Here is a 23,518-nt window from a genome sequence, read left to right as displayed (position 1 = left end):
AAATTCTAAAACATCGCTTCAGTCTTCGCTACCTCATGGCCTCATGGGCTTGTTGCAGCGGTCCAATAGGAAACCTGAACATTGTTTACGGTTGCGGGCTTTGTATTGTCGATAGGGGCTATATAGAAAGTAATGCTCAAATCTTCAGGGGGCAAGTTGTACTGCCTAAGGCTGATTTTAATTTGGCTCGCAGGGCCAGTGGCGTGGAACACGTAAGCCTCGCTGTCACTCATGGAATCAGTCTTGACTTTAACCGTCACTGAAGCGTTTTCGGACAAATCAAAGGTTATGGAATCCCAAGCGAGTAACCCACTTGGAGCGTCATAAGATACAGGAATTTTCGCACGCCCATAGGTGGTAGTGGTGGCTGTTTCCTCTCCGATAACGGCAGGAATTTCAGTTGTGACTTCTCCTGAACTATTAGGTATGTAAATGCGAACCCATTGGTTTTGGAGAGGTGTACCGTCCATGAACTTTATAACAAAGTGCATACTCCAGTATAGTTTCTTTTCTATTTTAGCTACAAACTTGTACTTGTAAATTATGCTTGCGGTTGATGCAGTCCCGTTAGGGAAGTAATAGCTGCCTCCATTCCCTTGCCCACTTTCAGTTGCAGTCAATTCAGTCTCTTGGATTGAAGTACTAGTACTAAGAAGCTTAGCGATTCCGTTCTCATTACTCTTGGGCTTGCAAACTTTATTTTCAATGGAAGATGTTGTCGTCTTATTAAGAAAAGCAACAAAGCTCCAGTCTACATGCTTGCAATCTTTATCGCAGCTTTTTTGCAGTTTAGTGTTCCCGGGTATGGCAACTATTACATAGTTGTCATCCGATGCACTAGATTGCACTGGGAAAGTAAGGCCATAGTCAATAAAACCGTCACCATTAGAATTAACTTGCACGTAACCAGGGCCATAGGTATGCTCATCCTCATTTTGGTTATCCTTGTCAGAACATACTTCCCAGTCAAGAAGATTCGCACTTCCGAGCGTAGGCTCAGTATGTGTCGTCGTTGGTGTGATAATTACCGGCGTAGTACTAGTGTCCTCGTGGGAGGCGGTGTCGCCTTCTTTAAATGGTGAACCAGCACCCAGACTTCCCAGTCCCACTCCCACGTCGGCATAGAGCGTGTCAATGGCATAGGTGTAACCCTTACTGCTGACTGTGGCACTGTGTTTGACAAGCTCGTTAGTAAGCAAAGAAACACTTCTTGTGGTAGTATCAGTCAAATCAGCATAAAGGCTTGTGGCTGAACTCTGGCCATTCAGAGCAGCTTGGCCAACTGAGGGCAAGTTAAGGTCTATCTCTGTTTGGAATGATTGCTTATTGATGTTTGACAAAGCAGGTAATGTACCCGCAGCTAAAATGGCGACTATGACAAGAGCAATGACCACTTCCAAGAGGGTGAAACCTTTCATTTTTCTACGCATGCCGCTCACTCCCTTTTCTCCTTAAAATCCAGTAAATACACATAATCCTTGTCAGGCTGGAACATCACGTACTGCACTGCTGTTCCGGTAAGCACGTAGTTATCCTTAAAGTGCACTGTGACATCCCAGTAGTTAACAGCACTACACATTCTCATTTTCACAACAGGACTTGCTGTGCCTTCGCAATCTATCTCATCTTGAAGCGATAAATCACTGTCAAAAGATCTTGCTAAACTAGCAGTCACTACGATTGGGCCTTGTGCAAGCTCAATAGTAGTACTGGTTTCCATATCTTGAGCATTTACGATGAGCACACGGACCACATTGAGTCCAGCAGCAAAAGCCTCGTGTTTAGCAGGCAAGACCTGAATACTGCGCAGTGTGGAGGTCATCCCCAAAACAGACACATACAGAGGCACCATGAGTAAACTAAGTATGAGAACAAAAGCTAAAACTGTTATCAGTGCAATGCCTTTTTTCATGGGCTTGCCACCACCTTTACAGTAACGTCTTCACAAGGTGTGCCATCGACCCCAATAAGTGGTGGCAACGTGATAAACTCAGGTTGCGTCGCAGTTGACTCTATGAACAACGCTTGATAAACGTTGGGTCCCAGTTTGGTAGTTGTGCCTGTGAGCATTGCCGTGGCGGTTGAACGAACTCCGCTGCTGTCAATAACCGTTGTAATAGTACTGGTGTCAGTCACCAGCTGCAAATCAGAAGAACCCGTAGGCCTAACACCAAACCCCAAGGCAGGATAATAAAGGTCGACTATGACGTTATTGCCGTTCCGCGTAAAACTCTCTGGCACTGGCGCGGCATTCACCAGTTTTTTGATGACCACGGTATTATCGAACCTTCTGCCGTCAGAAGAAGGTATGCTGAGGTAAAGTAACAGCAAGAATTTATTGTCAGCTGGCTGCTGAATGGACACCGAAGCTGTTTGAACTTCCAAAGTTACCGTGGCACTTGTAGCCGTGGACAACGCCTCGGCACGTATCAATTCTTTGAAATTCACAGTATTGGACACCAGGTCTGAACCGCTCTTCTTGTACAGCGTCACAGACGGAAGGTTCTTGTCAACGCTGTAGGTGGCGCTCAGCTGGATGTCCTGCGCGTTAAGGTAAACGGCACTATAAGCTCTTGACAAGCCAATGACATAATTAGGCAGGGCTATAAGCCGATTTTTTACAAAGGTGAACAACCAAGTACTTGTGAAAAGCACTACAACCATCAACACCGATAGAAGTGCTAAACTAATAAGCACTTCTATGAGGGTCATACCCTTGAAACTTTTATCCCCTTTCATGCGCACATTATACCACTAATTTTTCACAATTATTCGATAGCATCCGTACAACTTTGTTAAGTAGTCTTCTTTCAGAAAAAACTACAGTACTCATGTAAAGATGCACTATAATTAATACTGGAAATTACCGAAGGGGGCTTGATATGCACGGCTGGACTGTGAAGAAGGTTTATTTTTATGCCCTGTCATTCATACTTCTTGCCTTCATCATCTACAACGTTGGCCAAATTGTGTGGAGGCTTTCCGAGATAATTGTTCCACCTCCGATCTTGGATCTCGAAAGCAGAAAAGTCAACACTTATTCTAACTGGAGAATGATGGGAGAAAACATAGTCTATCTGGCAGTGTGCTTCCCCGTATTCTGGTACCACTGGAAAGTGGCACGCTCACTTGAATAGACCACACTGCACAGTGTTGAAGAAGGGGGCCTGATCCATGCAAAACTGGACAGCTAAAAAGGTTTATTTTTACGCCGTTTCTCTGGTGCTACTTCTGCTAATTCTCTTTAATGTGGGCAGTCTCTTGTGGCAGTTAGTTCAGATAACCATTTTACCTCCCCTGACCGCTGGCACGTGGAACTACGAGGATGCAAAGCGTCAGCTACTTTGGGAAAAATACGGCACCACTGAAAACGTGACCGTCACGCCCGAGGAAGTACAAACCTTCATAGATCAAAAAGAAAAGGAAAGCCAAAGGCTAACGCTTTATTACAACTGGCAGGTCGTAGCAAAAAATGCACTTTATTTGGCAGTAATCGTCCCTCTTTACTGGTATCACTGGAAAATTGCTCGCACTTTGGAATGACCATGTGCAGAAGAGGACTTGTTTGACATGGAACAGATTACTGTAAAACAGGCTTACTTCTACACGGTGTCATTCATTTTACTCATGATGATGCTCTACAGCCTAAACGGCCTTGTGTGGCAAGTCATTGGCATAGTGGCACCTCCACCTCTTATTCTGGGGCAGTGGGACTATGAAGATGCTAAAGGGCAACTACTTTGGGAAAAATACGGGGTAACAGAGAACACAACAGTAGCACCACAAGAGGTTCAAGCTTTCGTAAAGGAGCAGAGGGAGAAAAACCGACAATTCCAGATATATTCTTGGTATCAGGGGGCTGCAAGAAATGTGATTTCTTTGGTAGTGTGCTTCCCCGTATTTTGGTACCACTGGAAAGTAGCCCGTAGACTGGAGTAGCTCGACAAGGAGAAGCTGTGCAATGACGGAAAAACAAAAAGCAGGAATGAAGGTCTATTACTATGTGGCATCGTTTGTGCTGCTCATGTTCGTACTCTTTTATGCCAGCAACTTGGTTTCACAACTGTCTGGAATCTTAGTACAACCTCCACTGAGCCCTATCCGCATAAACTACGAGGATGCCAAGGCTCAGCTCCTTTGGGAAAAGTACGGACCGGCTGGAGGGGGTAGTGTCACACCGGAAGAGGTGAAAGAATTTGTAATACAAAGGGAACTTCAGTACAGAAAAGTGGCTCTTCGCCACAACTATTCCATAGCGGGTCGGAATGCAATCTATCTATTAATCATGATTCCAGTGTATTGGCATCACTGGAAGGTGGCACTTTCACTGGAGTAGCAACAACTTCTCGCTTTTTACCGTCAATTACCAAATTAAGAGAAAAAGGTTTTTCACCCTTTTCGATGTGGGACAGTACCCTTTCAACATCTGAAAGTGCAATCTGCAGCACAAAACCGCCTGTCAACGTGTATGTAATCTGTTCTTTGCCGCTACTTTTTGCCAGCACGTAGGACAGGTAAAACAAATTAACTGGAACGTGAAAAACTAAGTAACCTAACTTTAGCTCCAGCCACACTCCAGTAAGTTTCTTAAACTCTTCACTTTCTTTAATGCGCTCAAAATCCACTTCCCACCATTTCATCTTATGCAACCTCCCCAGTGTCCATTTTTACATTGTGCAACCTAAAGGTGTCTTTCCAAGTATATTAAGTAGTAAACAAAGAATAGAAAGAGAGGTGTTCATAGTTGAAAAAACTTTACCGCAGCAGGACAGATAAAGTTCTGGGCGGCGTTATAGGTGGCTTTAGAGCTTACTTCAATTGGGATGTTGATACGAACCTACTAAGGCTAATTACAGCAGCGCTCACCCTGATTTTGCCTTTATTAGTAGCGCTTTACATCATTGCTTGGATCATCATACCTTTAGAACCAGAAGGAGAAAGCTATGGGCAATAACAGCGGCGGCAGTAAAAAGCTCTACAGGAGTAGGAAAAACCGCATCATAGGTGGCGTACTTGGTGGCCTTGCTGAGTACCTCCAAGTGGATGTAGTGCTTCTACGCATTATTTACTTACTGCTCATGTTCTTTGGAAATTTCACGTTTTTTACCATTCTTTACATAATTGGCTGGGTCATCATTCCCGAGCAGCCAAAGGTTTCAGCTACTTTAGACGGCACGTCCGTAGAAGGCTATGTGGAGGACGTTTACAGCCAGTATGCTAGCAGCACCGCAGAAGAACCTGGAGCTGAGCAGCATGTCAGTGGTAAGGTAGTTTTCGGTGCCATATTACTTGTGGTGGGAGCTGTCATTCTGTTCAAGAACTTGTCTTCCTATGCCATCATTACTATTCCCCGTTGGATGATGCCATACTTCGAGCTTGCCCGCGCTTTGGCACTTCCTGTTCTACTCATTGTTATTGGCCTTGTCCTCCTAATAAGCCACAACCAAACACAGCGCCAGAGCAAAGGAGCGGATAAATAGTGAGCTGGACAGTAAACCAGTTTTTTGCAGTGATTTTTCTTGTTTGGTTACTGGTGCTTTTTGTACAATCACTGCTGGGTCTGTTTAGGGTTAGACTGTCCACTGCACAACTATTTGGGTTAATCTTGGTGATTGGAGGAGTTCTTTGGATACTGTATGTTTTACCTTATAGCCCCCTGCAAGAGTATGTAGCACACTCTGCCCTCCCCGATCCTTGGTATCTACTGGGTGGGCTACTCATTACCTATGGTGTAAGGTACTTAATGCCTGCACCGACCAAAGACATCGTAGCCGCACTGCTGTGTGTGGCTGTGGTGATTGGTGGATTTTACATTTTTAAGACGCTCACACCTCCCCAACCTCAGTGGCAGGGACAACAACAGCAACAGCAGCAACAACAAGGGTCTGGTTACAATGACACCCCCGCAAGAAAAGGTAACCGCCCCTTCCCTGCCCCCCTGAAAATATACGGCCTCCGCTCAACCCCATTGGAGGCACTGACATGGGCGGAAGAAGAAACCTCTTCTGCCCTGTCATTTCACTTGGATTTTGGCTCACTTTATGTGGGACAGCAGCCCTCAAAAGAGTATGGCTTTGGCACATACCAGTACGTGTTTAGAAAAACTGCTAGCGGCGTTTACGAGCTAACGCCCCAAAGCGGACGCGAAGGCAATGGCGCTTTGTTTTTGGGCTCACAGGTTGCATCCGTGGACATTGCAGCCAGCTATGGTTCTCTGTATGTGGAAATAACCCAGCCCATGAACTCCATCCTAGTAGATTCACGGATGGGCGATATAACCATTGACAGTGCCGCGCAGATTGAAAGTATCATTTTAAGAAGTTACGCAGGAAACATAAACCTAGCACTCAATGAGCATGTTAAAGACATCACTGTGGACAGCAGGGCGGGAAACATCAATGTGAGCACCTCCACAGTGGTGGATTTGATCACCGTTAGAGCCTCTGCAGGCAATCTGAACTTAACAGTGCCCCAAGGTGTAAAGGTAGAAGTAGAAAATGTCGGTGGTGCTGGTAGATTTAACAATGATTCTGACCCACAAGGATATAATGGAACCATGAAACTGCATTTGGATATGAAAATGGGTAACGTGGACATAAGGCAACTGCCATGATGAACGAGGTAGAAAGAGCATTCGAGCTTTACGGTAAAAGGCTTTACGCTTACATGCGCCGTTTGGGGCTTTCTGAAGTGGAAGCCGAAGACGGTGTACAAGAAGTGTTTATTAGAGCCATGCGCTCCAGCATCGATTGGTCTTCGCCCAAAGGTTATTTGTTCAAGATCGCCCACAACTGGGCCATGGACGTACTTAGAAGTAGAATGCCCTTGATTGACGAGGAAGAAGGATATGAGCTTTCGGCTGGAAAGGATCACTTTGAAGATGTGCATCTGCTTTTGCAGAGCCTGAAAGAAGAGGAACGCAGCGTACTTTTGCTGCTGTACCAGGAAGGCCTTTCTTACCACGAAGTGGCTGAGCTAATTGGGAAACCGGAAAATACCATAAAGAGCATTGTCCATAGAGCCAAAGCGAAGCTAAGGAAGGAGGTGTAAAAAGACCGTGGACGACCTAGATTTTATCGACTTAATAAGCGTGGCAGATTACAGCGAAGAATGGGAGAAGAAAAAGAAACCCATTCAAAAGAAGATAAGGAGGTACTACTTACTTCATGAAGTGGGTATGAAAGGGTTATTCCTGTCCGCGGCAGGCGCTGTTTTGCTGCTGCAGTACACTCCCTACAGCTACCTACTCACCTTCCCGCAGTGGCTGGCAAGGTTTATCACCTCCATGCTTTTACCCGCTTTAGGCTTGTAAAAGCCTGTAACTTAGAAGGACGAAACCTGCTTTTGTGTTATACTTTCTAACGTATGAATGTTTGTGTAACCAAAGCTTTCACCTTTGATGCCGCCCACAATTTGACAAACTACAAGGGCAAGTGCGAAGCACTGCACGGCCATACTTACCGCTTGGAAGTAACCGTTTGCGGCACACCTAATGAGCTTGAGAACGGCTTGCTGATGGATTTTGGTGACCTAAAGGACTTAGTTAACAAGGAAGTGCTTTCCAAACTTGACCATTCTTACCTAAACGACCATTTTGAACAACCCAGCACAGAGCTTGTTGCCATGTGGGTGTTTGAAACCCTTAAGCCGCATGTAGAGAAGCTCGGTTTGGTGCTAACCTCAGTGAAGCTTTTTGAAACGGCTACTTCATGGGTGGAGATAAAAGCAGATGCATCGAGAGGCGATTAGCTGGTATGCGTGATGTGCAAAGCGAACGTGACCCGCGTAACGTACCCCTGGATTATGTAGGCATTGAGAATGTGCGACTGCCCATAACAGTGCGCACCAAGGAAGGCGGTAAGCAGCCCACAGTGGGGACATTCTCCATTGGTGTGGACTTTCCCCATTCTTTTCGTGGAACGCACATGTCGCGGTTCATGGAAGTGCTGTACCAACATTTGGAAGAGATTTCTCAAACACGCCTTAGAGTTACTCTGGAGGACATAAAAGAACGCTTGAAAGCAACGAAAGCCATGATTGAAGTGGCATTTCCCTTCGCCATAAAGAAAAGTACCCCAGTAACAAAATTGGAAACCGTCATGTATGTGGACGCTTCTTTCAAAGCAGAACTAAACTCCACCAGAGGCTACGTGGTAACCTCCACCGTGACTGTGCCAGTTCACTCACTTTGCCCCTGCTCTCGAGACATAAGCGAGTTTGGTGCCCATAATCAACGTGTGGACGTAACGGTTAGCTGGCAAGGTGATCTGTGGATTGAAGATGTCATAGCACTGGTGGAAAGCAGTGCTTCACAACCTCTTTATCCACTGCTAAAGAGACCTGATGAAAAATACGTCACAGAAAAAGCCTATTTGAATCCAAAGTTTGTGGAAGACATTGCCAAAGATCTGTTCTTAAAACTGGATCCTTTATCCCCTTGCTTTCGTATAAAGGTGGTCAGCTACGAGTCCATACACCCGCACAATGCCGTTGCCATTAAAGAGAAAAGAGCGGAAGTATCGGAGTCATCAGTAAGGTCAAATGATCAAGAACATAGGGATTGTACTTAACCCCACAGCCGGCAGGGGTAAAGCAGGCCGGATCTTCCCACAAGTTCTTTCCATGCTCCACGAAGCGGGCATCAAAACCTTAGTTGAGATTACGGAGTTTCCTGGTCAGGCAACCGAGCTTGCTGTGAGGCTGGCAAAGAACGGCGTTGATGCTGTGGTGAGCGCTGGTGGCGACGGCACCGTAAATGAGGTACTTAATGGTTTGGTACAGCTGGATTTCCCAGTTCCCATGGGTGCTTTGGGTATTGGCACAGGCAATGATTTTCTAAAAAGCGCTGGGACTGCAAAGGACTTAACTAAGCAAGTTGACGTCATAAAACTGGGCCAAACCAGACTGATTGACTTAATGCGCATCACCTACTGCGACTTTGAAGGAAAAACCGCCGTCAGGTACTCTGTAAATGATTTCGGTGTGGGCTTTCCGGCTAAAGTCTCTTTCAGGGTAAACAACATGAAGGGCGCATTGAAAGGTGCTTGGAGCTATGCCGCTGCAGTCGTCACCGAAATAAGGCTGAACAAACCGGTTCACCTTAAACTGGAAACGCCAGAAGGCTCATTCAAGGGCTTTTACAACATGCTCTTTGCCATGATTGGTCAGTACGTGGGAGGAGGCATAAAAATAGCGCCCATGGCAGTTGTTGACGACGGCTACATGGATGTGCTGTTTGTGGAACAACTAACACGCTGGGAAACCTTGAAGCTGCTGCCAAAAGCCTTTAAAGGTACACACTTACCGCACCCGAAAGTTACGCACATTAAAACGCGTGAGCTAAGTGTGAACGACACCCAGGAGCTGGTTTACGTACAGGGTGAAGTTATAGGGTTCACACCTGCACACATTGAACTGTTACACCAAAAGGTGCCCTTTCTTTGGCCGTCGTAGATTATATGTGTGTATGTGTATTTGCAGTACCCTTACTTCTCAACAGGAGTAATAGTAAGCTGAGTTACGCGGCCGTATACCGCCCAGTTTGGTCCTTCCAGCGTGAGTGAGCGTCCCACAACTATGCGCTGCTTCGCCATCACAGGCACGTCATCGTAAAAAGGTGCAATGGTCTTTACCGTAACAAACATGGTATAACGCTGTGGGTCAGGACTGTAAACCACATTACCGTGTTCATTCTGTGTTCTATACATGAAGGGCATGTAGGTGGCAGTAACAACTTCAAAATAGGGCTTGTTGTAACGGTCCAGCAGAAGGTCGCCAGGTTTCGGAGCTGAAGCCACTTCATAAGCCACATCGTCGGCTCTCACCACTGCCACAGCGGTTTTTGCAGTGAGCCCACGGTTGGTGCCTGAATGCAAATACCAAGCAGCCAGCACCAGTACTGCTACAAGTACTAAAGCAATGAACCACATATAAGACTTGCGCACGTTCGCCATCACTCCTTACTTGTTGTTGTGTTAGTTATTTATCGTTGTTGCTCCAAAATCTCCAAAGCGTGGTCATAAAATCAGAGCTGGTGGGTAACAGATCCACGAGCAGGGCAATGAACAAATTCCCTTCTTCGTCCACAAAAAACTTCACCGCTTTACCAAAGAAACGGTCCATGAGCCGAGCCACTTGGTCAAAAGGTAAGTCTTCGGGTGAAACTGGTTCACCAATCAGATTTTCCATTTTTTCGATGAGATCACCCAAGGAATACACTTCAATGTGGGTACCTTCACCGTATTCGCGCTCCAGCTCATTCAATATGAAACTCTTAATGAGCATGATATCCACGTCATCGTACGCGGACTCGTCCCATCCCACAGAAATGTTCTCTAAGTTTTCAAAGTCAATCTCTTTGATAACGTATTCAGCCATTATTTTCATATTATAAACCTTTAAGCGCCTCAGTATCGCACAAAGTAAAGCTGTTCAATGTTAATGGGATTAACGTTATATCCTTTTAGCCGCTCATCGAGTGCTTTAAAAGAGATGGGAATTGGCAAAAAAGCAGCAGGTGTATCTTCCAGCAGTATGTCGCAAATTTCTCTGTAAAGCTTTTCTCTCTTGTTTTCATCTAACTCCGTCTGAGCTTCCTCCAAATACTTGTCCACCAATGGATTCTCATATTTAAAAAAGTTCAAAGGGCTCTTGCTGTGAAAAAGTGGTGTTAACATGTTATCCGCACGTCCATTGTCACTGCTCCAACCCAGCACAAATGCTTCTGTAGCTTTGCCTTCCATGAGATCACTTAGCAAACTTTCGAAGGGTTTGTAAACAAAGGTGACCTTCACCAGTCCAGTGCTTTCATAGACCTCCTTCAAGCCCTCACCTAATTTCACACCACCGCTGGGCATGTAATCACGTGGCTCAAGCGGCACTTCCACAGTCAAGTTGAGAGGGCGCTCTTTGCTGTAACCAGCTTCTCTGAGCAATCTTACACCTACCTCATAGTTAGGCGATAGGTAGCGGCATCCGATTTCCTTTTCCAATGCAGGTGGCAGAGGACCTTGGCTCCTCAAAGCAAAACCGCTGTAAACGTGTTTGATTAGATAATCTTGATCGAGCAGGAATAACAACGACTGTCTAACCCTTGCATCAGCTAACACGGCCGATTTGGTATTAAAACCAAGAAAAGACGTTGCCAGCAGTTGAGTCTCCACCAGCCTAACATTTGCCTCAGCATTAAGCGATTCAACTAGCTCGGGAGGAACATAGCTCAGAATGTGAACCTTCCCCTGGCGGAGTAGATTTACTGCTTCTTCGGGGTCGTCCACAACCAAGTAGCGCACGCTCTTGAAGCCCACTCCATCAGTCAGCTTGCCCTGCCACCAATTGCGGTTGTACTCCAGTGTTATTGCTTTATTTCTAACCCAATTTGCCAACCTATAAGGCCCAGTGCCTATAGGATTGTTTTTTAGATCGGTGGCGTTAGGTGAGACCATACTGCCGCCAAAAGGCAGTGCTAAATTGGTGAGGAAATCTGCCCTGGACTCTTTCAAAGTAAAACGCACAACGTGGCTGCCAAGCTTTTGTACGTCTTTAACGCTTCCCCACACTAAGCTGGCATAGTAGGAAGTATCAGCTTTTTCCATGCCTCGTCTTGCATTCCAAATCACCGCATCAGCATCAAAAGGTGCACCATCTTGGAACTGAACGTTTTTCTGGAGATAAAAGGTGAAAACCAGACCATCATCGCTCACCTCGTAGTAACTCGCTAAACAGGGCTCAACTTCCAATGAAGAAGGCCGAAACTTCATCAGTCCTTCATAAATCTGACTCATCACATTCCACGAGTTTATATCCGTTGCTTCCAAAGGGTCCATGTTAACTGCATCGTCGGACAGTGCGTAGGCTAAAGTACTAGAGCGAGCGTTAACAAGAAGATATGCCGATAAGAACAATAGAATGGCAACAACGGCACCCAACCACAAGTAACTTCTTCTATTCTTCATTACTTATTTATATACCCAAATGTCGCAATATGATGCACTTCTGAAGCCGTTTTTGATAATCATTGACTTTTATGCGATGGTCTGTAGTTCTTAAGAATGTCCAAGACCTGTTCATCACTGATTGAGCTTACACCCAAGCCACCCATAATAACATTACCAGCAACTACCATCTTTGCCGCTTCTTCTAGTATTTCTATCTTTGCATAAGCCTCCATAATAGTCGGTCCCCAAGCAAACACGCCGTGGTTTTTTACAACGACAGCCTGGCATGTACCTGCTAAGGCAGACATGCGCTCCGCCAGCTCTTCCCCCATACAAAAGTTGATAACCATGGGCTTGCCTACCAAAAGGGCTTGCTCAGGTGTGTAAACACCAAAATCGTAACCGGCAGTGCATACACCAACCAAAGTAGTAGGGTGCGCATGCACCACAGCTTTTGCCTCCTTGTTGGCGCCGTAAATGGCAAGGTGAGTCCTAAGTTCGCTGGAGGGCTTACCTTCTCCCAGCACTTTACCCGATGCAAAGTCCACCTTTACCAAGTCTTCTTCTTTGAGGCTTTCTTTGTTAAAACCAGACGGTGTTATCAAGAGCGCATTATCATCACTCAGCACCATACTGGCATTACCACCATAAACAGAAATAAGCCCACGGCTGTAGAGCTTTTTCATAACATCAGCCAATGTTTGTCTTGCCAACTGTTCTCTGTGGTTCATAAAAGCATGTCACCTCCTGTGGGTAACTCCTACAATTTTAAGCGCTATTTTAAATGAGCTGGGAAGTTTTTTCTTAGCATCTAAAACAGTTAAAAATCGGTTCTTTTTATCATGTAACCGCCTGCAAGGTAACATGCTATGCCGACAAGAAATAAATAAATTAAAGATGTGGATAGATTAATAACTCGGCTTGAGAAAGAAGAAAAATAAGACCCGTAAAATAGCCGTGGAATTAAATCGATGGAGAAAATGAAGTTATTTGTCTGCCAAAACATTGACAAGAATATCCACACGAATGGAATAAGCAATGCCACATACCCTTGACGGACAACTATGGATATGGTCACAGGGATCATGATAAAGATAGCCTAGCTAAAAGCAGAATAAAAACAATATACATCTAACGTGCAAAAGAAACGACAATTTACCAAACACAAAAGCCATGTGCCACATTGACGAGCAAGAAGGAGGCACTTCACCTCCTTGCCTCCTTCTTGCTCTCACATGCCCTTCTGTACAAGCAGAGTTTCTTTTATATCTTGAATTTATCCACTTCTTCTTTGAGCTGTTCAGCTAACTGCTCTAACGAAGAAATCTCCTGCGCAATTTGGTATACACCCTGGGACTGCTGCTTTAGGGCATCACTGAACTGACGCACCTGCTCGGCAATACTTCTAACAGGTTCTACGGCATTATCCACCGCAGCATTCAATTCCTCAGTGGAGGCGCTGAGTTCCTCAGCACTTGCAGCAAAACCTTCTGCAGTACTGGCAATTTTACCCACGCTGTCCAGAATAGCGCTGAATTTTTGCTGGGCTTGCTTTGTCCTTTCGTAGGCAGACTTTACCACGTTCAATGTGTTCTTCATAGAACCGCTGGCTTCAGCTGTTCTGTTTTGAATGCCACCAAGTATGTCAGCAATACTCTGAGTAGCCTCTTGACTCTTTTCCGCCAACTTCCTTATCTCGTCAGCTACTACGGCAAAACCGCGTCCTGCTTCACCGGCACGAGCAGCCTCGATGGCAGCATTCAAAGCCAACAGGTTGGTTTGCTCAGCAATTTGCTCAATTGTTTCCACAATGTTACTGATGCTGCTGGCATCCTTCGCCAACTGTTCCATGATAACGCTGGTCTTATCAGTATTCTTGTTAGCAATATCCACCACTTCTGCAACCTGCTCTAAACTCTGAGCACCTTCCTGTGCGTTGTCCTTCACATTGCTTACCTCCGCAGCCAACAGCTGAGCATCGGCAGCAATGCTTTGAGCGGTGCCGGAAACCTGTTCCACACCGCCTGCAAAATCCTCAATGGCGTGGTAAGCCATTTCAGCATTGGTAGCGACTTCATTACTCTGCGCCGTTAACTCTTCCACAGAAGCGCTGGTCTCCTGAGAAGTAGCTGCTAAGCTGCCTGCAGACTCATTCACCCGATCTGCCGTTTGAGCAGCTGCCGCAATGAGTGCATTCAGGCTTTCAACCATGTTGTTCACACCCTGCGCCATGCGGCCCAGCTCGTCTTTACCCCTAACAGGTGCTCGCACCGTTAAATCACCGCTCGCGATGGCTTCAATGGCACCGCGAAGCTCCATCAAGGGCTTCAAGAACACATTCTGTACAGCAAAGTAGCCCAAAATGACAGTTAGTAGAAGTACACCCAAACCCACCAAAATAGTAGTATTTATGACACTCCTCACGGGTGCACTTATAACAGAAGCTGGCATGGCAGTTAAGAAATACCAGCCATTGGGTAGTTGTTTCACAAAACCAATACGCTTTGCACCCTTGAGGGTGTAATTTACCATATTTCCTTTGGTGGCGGCACTTTTCATGTCTTTCCAAAAGACTTCCTTGGAAAGATCCGTACCAGAGCTTACGAATGCACCGCTACCAGAAAGTATGATTACACCATCGCGGTTAAGCAGGTATTTGGAAATGTTATTTGTGAATGCCAGCATTTGACTGGCAATCTTACTTGCTTCAATGTCAATACCCACCACACCCACATAATCGCCCATACTGTAAATGGCTTTTGCTACTGTGATTACTTGTGTTTGGTTTACTGGCTCGTTGTAAGGTTCTACCACCACAAAATCCGTGGGGTTTGCCATGGCTCTTTGGTACCACACTGTGCTGGTAGCATCGTACTCAGGAGGCAGGGACGTCATGGGCTCCATGATGACTAGACCAGTATTAGAAGCTGCATACACGTTAAGAATGTCTGGGTACTGCTTCCTAATGGCATCAAAAAGCATCCTCACATCGGACTGGACCATCACGTCATCGGTGGAAGCTGCCATGATAACCTGATTAGTATTAGCTAAATAAGACGCCAAGTTGCCGTAGTTCTTCAAAAAATCCCAAATGGCTCTAGAATCTGATTCCGTTTGTGTTTTTAGCTGTTGACCAACCAAGTTTTCAAAGTCGCCGCTAATGCGGTAAGCTTCAATACCCCCCAAACCCAGTGCCGTTATGAATACAAGTACAACCATAACTACTGTAATCTTCACTCTTAAGGATTGATTACTCACGTCCCGTATTCCTCCCTCCACTTTACTGTCATTGAGCGTGCCTGCCTACTTATTGAGCTCAAGCCAGGAACGCTCCCCAAAACCTTGATCATGCACAATGCTTTGAAGTGCATCACACACCACCACCAAAGCCTTATGCATGACTATTAAAGCCTTATTCATTAGTAATATTCTAAAGTACCATCGCAAGTGGGAACACCCAGCTGAGCACGTAAAAGTAATCAAAGACGTTGTCCGTGAGGCCGTGGAATGCCCAAGCAGAAACGGCGCCAAGCACGCAAGCGAGCAGTAGTTTAACCCTTTTATCCTCCGTATTAAGTACTTTCTTCAAGCCTTCCAGTAGCGTGCTCACCACAAAATAAACGAAACTCACCACACCCAAAAGCCCATATTCGGCCATAATGGCGTAGTAGGCACTGTCAATGCGCAGGGCCCCATGAAGCCCCAAGTTGATTGAAGACTGGGTACCAAAGGTACCAGGGCCCGTACCAATTAGCAGCTGCCTAATACCTTTGAAACCGCCTAATATGCCCACATTTTCCAATGCCCTTCCCCACTGGTAAATTCTGCCTCCAGGTTGTGAGCTTTCCTGAACATAAGCCCACGTAAATGCAGTGAGCAGTCTATCACGCAGCTGAGGAATGGTTAAAGCACCTATGACCGCCGCTGCAGCGGCCACGCAAGCCCATACAAGGCTTTCCACTGCAAGCGCCACAAAAAGCCCAAAAGCGGAAGCCAACAAACCGCCCCGAGCATAGGTAAGCAGCTGAGCTAACAAAAAGCCCAAAAAGCTTAACCCCCAAACAAAACGTTCAAACCAACCACTCGAGGTGAGCAAAAGCCCCAATGCCACCAAAATGGAAATGTCCACAAATATGCTGTAGTAAGTGGGAATGGAGAAAATGGACCACACCCTGATAATGGTGCGATCGGTATCAAGCTCCGTATCCAGCCACTCGGACTGAGGAGCTTGTTTAGTTAACACTTGGTAACCAGCCACACCACCCATGAGCAAACCACTAATAGTTATGTAAATCAGCAACCTCCTAAGTTTTGCGTAGTCCCAGTCCACAGCTGAGGCAAAAAGCATGATGCCAAATGGACCAACCACACGTCGCAGTGTCTCCTTGAAAATGAGCAGAGGCACACCGTTAATGGCACTACTCCAAAAGTAAACCAGCATGAACGGTGCGAAGCGCATAACCTTTTCCCAGCGAATGTGTCGGTAATCGATTACAGCAAACACGCAAACAAAATACAGAATGTCAAACCAGTAGGATTTACTGGGTGTAATGGTGTCAGCCAACCTACCGTACCATGGGTAAAAAGCAAAGGTAAGAAGAGTGAACTCCTCTAAATACCGCCTAATTGGAGTCTGTTGTGTTTCCAGAGCCGGATTCGTTGTCTTCTGGTTGCTCAATCATATTCACCAACCTTAATACCAAAGCTCCTGCTTCTTGAATGTTCTTATCACTTATGCACTCGATAGTATCTGTGAGCATGAGCTGGCTTTCCTCTTTACCTCTGAGCTGACCCACCACGGAAAGTGAAGCGCATCCACGGAAGTTCAGAAAAGCTCCCAAACTGCGCCTGTAACTAAAATCCGTGAAATTGTTTATGCCAGCTTCCTTTGTAAGAAATGCCACCACCTGCTTGGGCATGCCAACAGCAGACCATAAACCGTGGCGCCTTGCTACTGCTACTGTGCCAGCGCCAGGCCTTTCCAAGGTGATAAAGAGCACATTCCTTGGTAGCTTGTAGCGGCGCTTGAAGGCATCAATGCCTGCACCACTAACGTTGCCACCGTCCACAAAAAGCATCCAGTGTGGAACATTGTCAAGTAGGTCACTGATTTGCTTTAATACCAACATGCCAGAGCCGTTGTCCAGTGCACCGGGGTAAAAACGGCGGAACAAGCCCTGGTAAATGAAATCCACCATCTCCAGCAGAAGCACCACCGATAGAGCCAGGCCCAGGTAGAGCCAAAAGCGTATGGGAAAGTAAAAACTGAGCACAGAAGTGAACGAAGCCAGCATGAGAGAGAGGTTAAGCCAAGCTGTACGGCCCACACCCTCTGGGTCGAACCTGTCCCACAAACCCTCCACGCGGCTGTCCACGTTCACCACAAAAATCACATGGGGCACTGAATAGTCCTGCTCAGCTGTATTTTCCTTTTCTTCAGCCTCTTTTTGCTCGGGCATCTTTTTCAACACCAAGTTCTGGCACCGAGTAAAGCTAAACAAACGCGACCAGTTTACGTAGCCGTTTTCTTCCCATAAAAGAAGTAATGCGGGAATGACCACCAGAATCACAGACAGAAGAGGCCTGCGCTGAAGTAGGAAAAGCCCTGCCACCTCCAGTAAAAGCAGCGAGCCCCATGACCAACCTTTGTGCTGAGGGCATTTAAAATCCACAGTCTCCTGCTCATAGCCAGGAAACTCCTGTTTTAAATGCTCCAGCAGTTTGCGAGTTTGCTCCGAACCCGGGGCCCTCACAGAGAATTCAGTCAGCCTCTTTTTCAAATCGCGAAAATCCACGTTTCTAAATCACCAATGCCTCCCCAAAAAACAACAAAACATGTTTAATGCTTACTGTCTCTCTTGGTTTCAGCTTACTTTCCTCAGCCTCTTATTATGTGATTATGCCATTATTTATTGAGCTCGGCGTACCCTGATGTTACCTTCGCCGAACACCTTTTTTCCAACCTCTTCAGCCCTTTGCCTGCCTTCCTCGTAGGAATCAGCTTCCACGGTCACCATGATAAGCCTGCCTTCTTTTGCTTCCACCACATAAGGCAGTTTCAAAGCCTCTTCCACCACGTTGCTGCTTTCAGCGTTGTATGGGAAGTACTCCACCACAAACGTGTGTTGCATTGTCAAAGACCTCCTTCTGCGAAGAGCGATTACCCTTAGTATAGCACAAGGCTAATTTGGAGCCGCCCCGTGGGTGTCCTCTTTTTGGGTGCGGCTCCAAACGAAAAGGAGGAGGTTGAATCGGTTCGCGGGCGGGAGTGCGTCGCAGCTCATGTCACTTCCCGCCCTCTGCCACAAACTTTTTGCGTAACTGCTCGTATGTCAAGTAAGCAGAGGTGACAGCGTTTTAATAGACCAAGTAAACCACAAAGACCAGTGCCAGCACTGCCAACACAGGATGAATCTCTTTTATTTTTCCTGTGAACAGCTTCATGATGACGTAGCTGAGAATACCAAAAATGAGCCCGTTAGCAATAGAGTAAGTGAACGGCATGGCGATCATGGTTATGAAAGCTGGTATGGCTTCGGTCAGCTCCGAGAAATCAATCTTCAAAATGGGCTCCATCATGAGGAAGCCCACAACGATAAGGGCTGGTGCTGTGGCTGCAGAAGGCACCACTTCTGCCAAAGGCCAAAGAAACAACGAAAGCAAGAACAGTATGCCTGTTACAAGGGCAGTGGCTCCCGTTTTGCCACCTTCAGCGATACCCGCTGCCGATTCCACGTAGGTGGTCACCGTGGATGTGCCAGCCACGGCACCTACCATGGTGCCCACAGCGTCAGTTACAAGCGCCCGGTCAGCTCCCTCGAAACTGCCGTCCTCTTTAAGTATGTTCAGCTTAGCAGCTAAGCCGGCAATGGTGCCCAGCGTGTCAAACATGTCCACAAAGGTGAAGGTGAATACGATGGACACAAAGCCCCACTTTAGAGCTCCCACAACGTCCATGGCACCAAAGGTTTGAGAAAGCTCGCCCCAGTTTGGCAATGCCACCACCGAGCCGGTGAAGTTTGTAATAGGCACACCGCTGCTGCCCTTCACAAAAACGCCGATGAATGTGGTAATCAAAATGCCCAGCAGAATGTTGCCTTTAACCCGAAGGGCCATGAGCACCACGATGATGATCAAACCCACCAAAGCCAGCAGTGTTTCAGGCCTGGTCACACTGCCCAAGCCCACCAGCGTGGCATCGTTTTTCACCACGATGCCCGAGTTGATCATACCGATGAAGGCAATGAACAAACCGATGCCCACAGAAGCTGCCAGTTTGATGCTCAGTGGAATGGCTTGCACAATCCAGCGCCTAACTGGGGTAACTGACAGCAATAAGAAAATCACGCCGTCAATGAACACTGCACCCAGTGCCACCTGCCATGGCAATCCCATACCCTGGCACACCGAGTACGCAAAATAAGCATTCAGACCCATGCCAGGCGCCAAAGCGAAGGGCAGTTTAGCATAGAGTCCCATCATCACCGTGGAGATCCCAGCTCCAATGGCTGTTGCCATGAGGACTGCCCCCTTGGGCATGCCAGCTGCACCCAAAATGTTCGGGTTAACAAAAAGAATGTAAGCCATGGTAATAAACGTAGTCAAGCCCGCAATGATTTCATCTGTCCAATTAGCACCGTGGGATTCAAAATCGAAATGTTTTTCCAGCCACTTAATCAATGTAAAATCGACCTCCTTCCAAAATCAAACGAAGAAAGCGAAAAACACAAGTGCGGGATGAAATGAGGCCTAACTAAGAAAGTAACAGTCAAAGCTATTCGCCCTCCACACCCGCACAGCGGTAGTGCTGCTTCCGACAACATTAGAGGCAGCTTCCTTTAGCTTGGACCACCGGGGGTGAAGAACAAACGCCATTAAACCCAAAAATGGTTTCTTCCTCACCCCTGTGGTCTGCAGATTTACGGTCTGCAGGTAGAAACTCCCCCACCCTATTTGGGGGATTACACAGGAGCACATCATGATTGACTAAATTATATTCTAACCCAACTTTGAGTCAGTTTTGTATCATGTTTCTTTCCCGAGCTTACCTACTCCTCACCGCAGGATACCCAAACCGTTATGGCAGCCACGGCGATGAACATATCGTCGCTTTTGTCTCCCAGCTCCTCCATGGCAACGCCCTTTGCTTTCAAGCCACCTTCCTGCACCACGATGTCAGCATCCATGCTCAGCGGCAGAGCTTCACGTACTTGGCTTATGTCCACCGTGCCAGCCCCTGGAACTGCCAGGTCCACAGTAAGCTTCACCTTGCAACCACTCAGCAGTCCCCCTTCAACCAAGCTGGGCATGCACACGCGGTGTACAGCATCCTTCACAGCCTTTTGGCAAGCCCGCGTAGGATTTTGCCCGTGCTGATCAACACCCATACCCATTTCAATGAAAAGTTTGTGCCACGCCATAGATTAAACTTACCCCCTTTCGTCTCTTCATAGGAACATTTAACCACAACAAATAGAAAAGGGGCACCCCTTTTAGTGGGGCACCCCTCTTCTTTGGATCTACTACTTACTGTGATGGAGCTGCGTTATTTCATTAGACGAATGGTGCCGCCCAGCCACTCCACCTTGTAGCCCAGAGTCTCTACCACGAATCTCAGCGGTACCATGGTTCTGCCGTTGAGAATCTCAGGAGCGACGTCCAAAGCTACGAGGTTGCCACTTACCATGGCGGTGGGCTGACCAATGATGAGCAGTATGAATGGATGTTCTTTGTCCTTCTCTGGATCCTGCTCTGCCGTGTAGATAAATACCATCTTGTTGGCGGGATCTGAGAAGTCCCAATCAGCCTTGAAGCCAATGGCTTCCGCCAAGTGCCTAATTGGTACCAAGGTTCTGCCGTCCTTTATGTAAGGTGTGGCGTCCCAGAACTTGGTTTCACCGTTGACAGTGTAGATGTCCATGCCAGGAGCAAGCTCAATAACTGTCTTGAACTCAGGCTCTGCTTCAGCAACTACTAAGCTGAACGTGGCATCCTGATATCCGGCTACCTTCACAAGCACACTGTAGGTGCCCATGGGCAGCTCAGGAATCAATATGCTCACGGAGCCATCGGCAGCAACGGAGCCATTGTATTCGTTGCCAAGCAGATTGATCTTTACGTCAGTACCAGCAGCCAATGTAGCCCCTGCCGCATCCACAGGCTTGAAGGTGAGTACCTTCGTGCCAAAAGCGACGGTGGCATTCTCAACTGTGAGCTTGCCGTAGACAGAGCTGAGTTTCACTTCATGCTCGTAGCCACTGTTGAACTTGAAGGTTACCTTAACGGTACCCTTTTCAGCAGTGGTCACAATGGTAGCAGTGATTGCATCCTCTGCAATCTTAGCAGTTATGCTCTTCACAGCACCAGTGGCAGTTACCTGCGTAATAGATCTAAGGTCGTCCACATTTTCAGAAGTGAAGGTTACCACATTGGAGCTGTTTGCCAGTATCTCAGCAGGCGTAGCTGTAATCACGGGCTCTATAAAGGTCAACGTTGCACTGCCCACGTAGTTGACACTTTCAACAACCACCTGGTACACGCCTGCCTCTTCGGGCATGGTGTTAACAGGTAGCGTTACCTTCTGCACTGTGGCAGCACCAGTAAAGGTGTAAGCAAGAACGCCCGTGTTTTCACCATCAGCGTCAACGAGCTTCACTTTTGCATTGTTAAGAGCTTCTGGAGATGCCACTGTCACAGTCAACGTGGTCTTAGGTCCAAGCACTATTTCGCTCTTGTCTAGAGTGATGTTGATACCAGTAGAGCGTGCTATTTCCACAAATACCTTAGCTTGTAGTTTTGTACCACTAAATACTTCCACATAGGAGTTTGCATCGGCTTTTGCAATCTTGCTTCCAACGATCTCCAGCTTGTAAGTCCCATTGTTCACTGATTCGGTCCTACCGTTCACCTTAGCGATAGGATCCCCGCTGTTTACAGGGCTGATAAACTGCACTAGTGCATTGTTCACTGGATTGCCGTAAGCATCCTTTACCACTACGGTCAACGTCTGAGTAGCGCCTCTGACAAGCTCCTCAGGATCCACACTAGCTACGTAGCCAGGTATGGTGGTAGAGAAGGTCTTGCTTATAACCTGCGTGGGAGTTCCTACCAAAACTGCCTCAACCTGCAGTGTTAGTTCACCATAGCCCAGGGGTGTCACATCTATGCTGTTGCCACCTGTTAGTGCCTCGCCATTTTCTTTTACTGGGCCGCTTACTTTAACCTTTACAGAATGAACAGTGTAACCAGCATACGGCGTGCTGAATTCTACTGTGTTAACTTCACCGATTTTCCATGTTGTAGGCCATTTAACTGCAAGGCCATACTCTTCGCTGGTGGAAACGTTCAGTTTCGCAGTGCCTGTTCCGTAGTAGTCAGGTCCACTTACCTTCACCGTAACGTCAGCAACACCCACGCTGCTGAAATTCACACCAGTTGCCTTTATTCTGCCTCTTGCACCAGTTATCCCGGCAAAAGTAGCCGTCTCACTGCCCAGCGCAATGGTCCCTGTAACAACATGGTTGCCTAGCTCAACATCACCTACAAAGAGCTGTAAGGTAACATCATTATCCACACCAGCAACAATGGTGTCAGGGGTAAGTGCAACAGTTACATCAGCCAGTTTCTTTACGGTAATGGTGTAATATGGAGCCTCATTGTAGTTCCCACCCGTTTGAACGGTCAGGTAATAGTCAGTACCTACATTACCGTAAGCGTTGAAGGTTAGCTCGAACGTGCCGGTAGGGCTAATCTCAGTGTATTTCGCCGGCTCATCTACTATTCCTTCTCTCCAAACGGCTACGTAGTAGTCGTGTACAGTCAGACCCAAAGATTCGTCAAGCGGTGTAACCGTGCCACTAATTGTTACTTTATCACCGCTGGTTACTTCGGCTGGTACAGCAGCTTTAGTAGTTACCTTGAAGAGCCTTATTGGAATATCCGCAGAAACGTCTGCAGTGAGATCGCCATCGACGTCATATGTGAGAGCGTACACCCCATCATCCAACACCGTAATATCGTTGTAGAAAACATACATAGTAAAATTATTGTACGATGGCTCAATGTAGAAAACACTTGCTGCAGAGAAGTCAAAATTATTAACATCCAACCCAGTAACACCGCCTATGGTACCATCCACCTTCAGTAATGGGTCCTCGCTTAGACCACCGCCGTCAAGGTCTATGCCCAAAGCTTTTTCGGTAGTCCATACAGGCTCTTTCACAGTCATGCTGTAAACGGGAACTGCAGCATTTGCTGTAAGCACTGGCGTCAAGGTCAGAGCTAAGGCAAGCACAGCGAAGAGCGCAAATAATTTTTTCATGCCTTTCATTGTTTTCCCTCCTTTTTCTTAAGGTGTTTTGAACATACTCTTAGATGTTCCAAACCCTTAGCAGGTGATCATGAATGTTCCCATTCGGCCTTAGGTCATCAACCAACGTGCCTAATATTGTCAAGCTTTCCCTTAATTGGTCGTCTTTACAGGTCTTCCCAGGCTTCGTTGATCTTTATTCTCTTAGGTGGTCTACCCCGCTGGAGGTGATCAAGGTCATAAACATATATACCCCACCTCGGGGTCTTCTAAT

At 46.8% G+C, this 23,518-nt stretch carries 27 protein-coding genes and 1 riboswitch; of the genes, 12 read left to right on the top strand and 15 right to left on the bottom strand.

Going from position 1 to position 23,518, the window contains the following annotated elements:
* Positions 1–41: 41 nt before the first annotated feature.
* Genes COPRO5265_RS00485 through COPRO5265_RS00475 form a run of 3 tightly spaced genes read right to left on the bottom strand, consistent with a single transcriptional unit; the run spans position 42 to position 2,739 of the window.
* Entirely contained in the window at positions 42–1,430 is a 1,389-nt protein-coding gene (locus COPRO5265_RS00485; protein ID WP_012544433.1) for a prepilin-type N-terminal cleavage/methylation domain-containing protein, read from the bottom strand.
* A 5-nt stretch (positions 1,431–1,435) separates the two neighbouring features.
* Positions 1,436–1,912, bottom strand: coding sequence for a hypothetical protein (locus tag COPRO5265_RS00480; protein WP_012543966.1), 477 nt, complete (start codon positions 1,910–1,912; stop codon positions 1,436–1,438).
* Complete coding sequence (locus tag COPRO5265_RS00475) at positions 1,909–2,739, bottom strand: prepilin-type N-terminal cleavage/methylation domain-containing protein (protein WP_041735509.1); 831 nt, start codon at positions 2,737–2,739, stop codon at positions 1,909–1,911. Before COPRO5265_RS00475 ends, COPRO5265_RS00480 begins: the two co-directional genes overlap by 4 nt.
* 143 nt (positions 2,740–2,882) lie before the next feature.
* Here COPRO5265_RS00475 and COPRO5265_RS00470 point away from each other — a divergent pair, with 143 nt between their 5' ends.
* Genes COPRO5265_RS00470 through COPRO5265_RS07455 form a run of 4 tightly spaced genes read left to right on the top strand, consistent with a single transcriptional unit; the run spans position 2,883 to position 4,336 of the window.
* Complete coding sequence (locus COPRO5265_RS00470) at positions 2,883–3,137, top strand: DUF5671 domain-containing protein (RefSeq protein WP_012543787.1); 255 nt, start codon at positions 2,883–2,885, stop codon at positions 3,135–3,137.
* Between the two features lie 37 nt (positions 3,138–3,174).
* Positions 3,175–3,543, top strand: a complete 369-nt coding sequence (locus tag COPRO5265_RS00465; protein ID WP_012544251.1) for a hypothetical protein — start codon at positions 3,175–3,177, stop codon at positions 3,541–3,543.
* A 27-nt stretch (positions 3,544–3,570) separates the two neighbouring features.
* A complete protein-coding gene (locus COPRO5265_RS00460; protein WP_012544751.1) occupies positions 3,571–3,939 on the top strand; it encodes a hypothetical protein in 369 nt (122 codons plus the stop codon).
* 22 nt (positions 3,940–3,961) lie between these two features.
* The gene (locus tag COPRO5265_RS07455) at positions 3,962–4,336 is read left to right on the top strand and encodes a hypothetical protein (RefSeq protein ID WP_012544002.1); all 375 of its coding nucleotides are present in this window, start codon (positions 3,962–3,964) and stop codon (positions 4,334–4,336) included.
* On the opposite strand, the gene COPRO5265_RS00455 is transcribed toward COPRO5265_RS07455, so the two are convergent.
* Positions 4,284–4,640 (bottom strand): hypothetical protein, encoded by a 357-nt coding sequence (locus COPRO5265_RS00455; RefSeq protein ID WP_012544905.1) that lies wholly within the window; start codon positions 4,638–4,640, stop codon positions 4,284–4,286. The genes COPRO5265_RS07455 and COPRO5265_RS00455 overlap by 53 nt on opposite strands.
* Before the next feature lie 104 nt (positions 4,641–4,744).
* Between COPRO5265_RS00455 and COPRO5265_RS00450 the strand changes: the two genes are divergently transcribed.
* The 8 genes from COPRO5265_RS00450 to COPRO5265_RS00415 are packed head-to-tail and all read left to right on the top strand — an operon-like array spanning position 4,745 to position 9,453.
* A complete protein-coding gene (locus tag COPRO5265_RS00450) occupies positions 4,745–4,954 on the top strand; it encodes a PspC domain-containing protein (protein ID WP_012543603.1) in 210 nt (69 codons plus the stop codon).
* Positions 4,944–5,480: a PspC domain-containing protein gene (locus COPRO5265_RS00445; RefSeq protein ID WP_012544455.1), complete on the top strand. Its 537-nt coding sequence runs from the start codon at positions 4,944–4,946 to the stop codon at positions 5,478–5,480. Before COPRO5265_RS00450 ends, COPRO5265_RS00445 begins: the two co-directional genes overlap by 11 nt.
* Positions 5,480–6,613, top strand: a complete 1,134-nt coding sequence (locus tag COPRO5265_RS00440) for a DUF4097 family beta strand repeat-containing protein (RefSeq protein ID WP_236608221.1) — start codon at positions 5,480–5,482, stop codon at positions 6,611–6,613. The genes COPRO5265_RS00445 and COPRO5265_RS00440 overlap by 1 nt, the downstream gene beginning before the upstream one ends.
* The gene (locus COPRO5265_RS00435; protein ID WP_012544663.1) at positions 6,610–7,050 is read left to right on the top strand and encodes an RNA polymerase sigma factor; all 441 of its coding nucleotides are present in this window, start codon (positions 6,610–6,612) and stop codon (positions 7,048–7,050) included. Before COPRO5265_RS00440 ends, COPRO5265_RS00435 begins: the two co-directional genes overlap by 4 nt.
* Positions 7,051–7,057: 7 nt before the next feature.
* A complete protein-coding gene (locus COPRO5265_RS00430) occupies positions 7,058–7,312 on the top strand; it encodes a hypothetical protein (protein ID WP_012544171.1) in 255 nt (84 codons plus the stop codon).
* 53 nt (positions 7,313–7,365) lie between these two features.
* Positions 7,366–7,749, top strand: a complete 384-nt coding sequence (queD, locus tag COPRO5265_RS00425; protein WP_012543996.1) for a 6-carboxytetrahydropterin synthase QueD — start codon at positions 7,366–7,368, stop codon at positions 7,747–7,749.
* Positions 7,710–8,570: a GTP cyclohydrolase FolE2 gene (gene folE2 / locus COPRO5265_RS00420; protein WP_236608220.1), complete on the top strand. Its 861-nt coding sequence runs from the start codon at positions 7,710–7,712 to the stop codon at positions 8,568–8,570. Before queD ends, folE2 begins: the two co-directional genes overlap by 40 nt.
* Positions 8,542–9,453: a diacylglycerol/lipid kinase family protein gene (locus COPRO5265_RS00415; RefSeq protein ID WP_012543617.1), complete on the top strand. Its 912-nt coding sequence runs from the start codon at positions 8,542–8,544 to the stop codon at positions 9,451–9,453. The genes folE2 and COPRO5265_RS00415 overlap by 29 nt, the downstream gene beginning before the upstream one ends.
* Before the next feature lie 32 nt (positions 9,454–9,485).
* Here COPRO5265_RS00415 and COPRO5265_RS00410 read toward each other — a convergent pair whose 3' ends face one another.
* The 11 genes from COPRO5265_RS00410 to COPRO5265_RS07325 form a co-directional block, all read right to left on the bottom strand.
* The gene (locus COPRO5265_RS00410; RefSeq protein WP_407636604.1) at positions 9,486–9,944 is read right to left on the bottom strand and encodes a DUF4330 family protein; all 459 of its coding nucleotides are present in this window, start codon (positions 9,942–9,944) and stop codon (positions 9,486–9,488) included.
* Between the two features lie 34 nt (positions 9,945–9,978).
* On the bottom strand, positions 9,979–10,377 hold the full coding sequence (locus COPRO5265_RS00405; protein WP_143708066.1) for a hypothetical protein: 399 nt from the start codon (positions 10,375–10,377) through the stop codon (positions 9,979–9,981).
* 29 nt (positions 10,378–10,406) lie between these two features.
* Positions 10,407–11,954 carry an ABC transporter substrate-binding protein gene (locus COPRO5265_RS00400; RefSeq protein ID WP_012543936.1) on the bottom strand — a complete coding sequence of 516 codons (1,548 nt, stop codon included), beginning with the start codon at positions 11,952–11,954 and terminating at the stop codon, positions 10,407–10,409.
* 59 nt (positions 11,955–12,013) lie between these two features.
* Positions 12,014–12,667: a class II aldolase/adducin family protein gene (locus tag COPRO5265_RS00395; protein WP_012543779.1), complete on the bottom strand. Its 654-nt coding sequence runs from the start codon at positions 12,665–12,667 to the stop codon at positions 12,014–12,016.
* Between the two features lie 532 nt (positions 12,668–13,199).
* A complete protein-coding gene (locus COPRO5265_RS00390; RefSeq protein ID WP_012544377.1) occupies positions 13,200–15,194 on the bottom strand; it encodes a methyl-accepting chemotaxis protein in 1,995 nt (664 codons plus the stop codon).
* 172 nt (positions 15,195–15,366) lie between these two features.
* Positions 15,367–16,614, bottom strand: coding sequence for an O-antigen ligase family protein (locus COPRO5265_RS00385; protein WP_012543518.1), 1,248 nt, complete (start codon positions 16,612–16,614; stop codon positions 15,367–15,369).
* The gene (locus COPRO5265_RS00380; protein ID WP_236608219.1) at positions 16,559–17,716 is read right to left on the bottom strand and encodes an LTA synthase family protein; all 1,158 of its coding nucleotides are present in this window, start codon (positions 17,714–17,716) and stop codon (positions 16,559–16,561) included. Before COPRO5265_RS00380 ends, COPRO5265_RS00385 begins: the two co-directional genes overlap by 56 nt.
* A gap of 129 nt (positions 17,717–17,845) precedes the next feature.
* A complete protein-coding gene (locus COPRO5265_RS00375; RefSeq protein WP_012543555.1) occupies positions 17,846–18,067 on the bottom strand; it encodes a hypothetical protein in 222 nt (73 codons plus the stop codon).
* Between the two features lie 226 nt (positions 18,068–18,293).
* Positions 18,294–19,616 carry an NCS2 family permease gene (locus tag COPRO5265_RS00370; protein WP_012544398.1) on the bottom strand — a complete coding sequence of 441 codons (1,323 nt, stop codon included), beginning with the start codon at positions 19,614–19,616 and terminating at the stop codon, positions 18,294–18,296.
* Positions 19,617–19,823: 207 nt separating this feature from the next.
* A riboswitch (purine riboswitch) is annotated at positions 19,824–19,925 on the bottom strand.
* A 59-nt stretch (positions 19,926–19,984) separates the two neighbouring features.
* Positions 19,985–20,356: a Lin0512 family protein gene (locus COPRO5265_RS00365; protein ID WP_012544126.1), complete on the bottom strand. Its 372-nt coding sequence runs from the start codon at positions 20,354–20,356 to the stop codon at positions 19,985–19,987.
* Between the two features lie 125 nt (positions 20,357–20,481).
* Positions 20,482–23,265, bottom strand: coding sequence for a copper amine oxidase N-terminal domain-containing protein (locus COPRO5265_RS07325; protein ID WP_012544772.1), 2,784 nt, complete (start codon positions 23,263–23,265; stop codon positions 20,482–20,484).
* Positions 23,266–23,518: the final 253 nt, after the last annotated feature.

Origin of the sequence: Coprothermobacter proteolyticus DSM 5265, from assembly GCF_000020945.1 — a bacterium.
In the GTDB taxonomy this organism is placed as follows: domain Bacteria; phylum Coprothermobacterota; class Coprothermobacteria; order Coprothermobacterales; family Coprothermobacteraceae; genus Coprothermobacter; species Coprothermobacter proteolyticus.
This window is presented reverse-complemented; position numbering and strand designations above follow the sequence as displayed.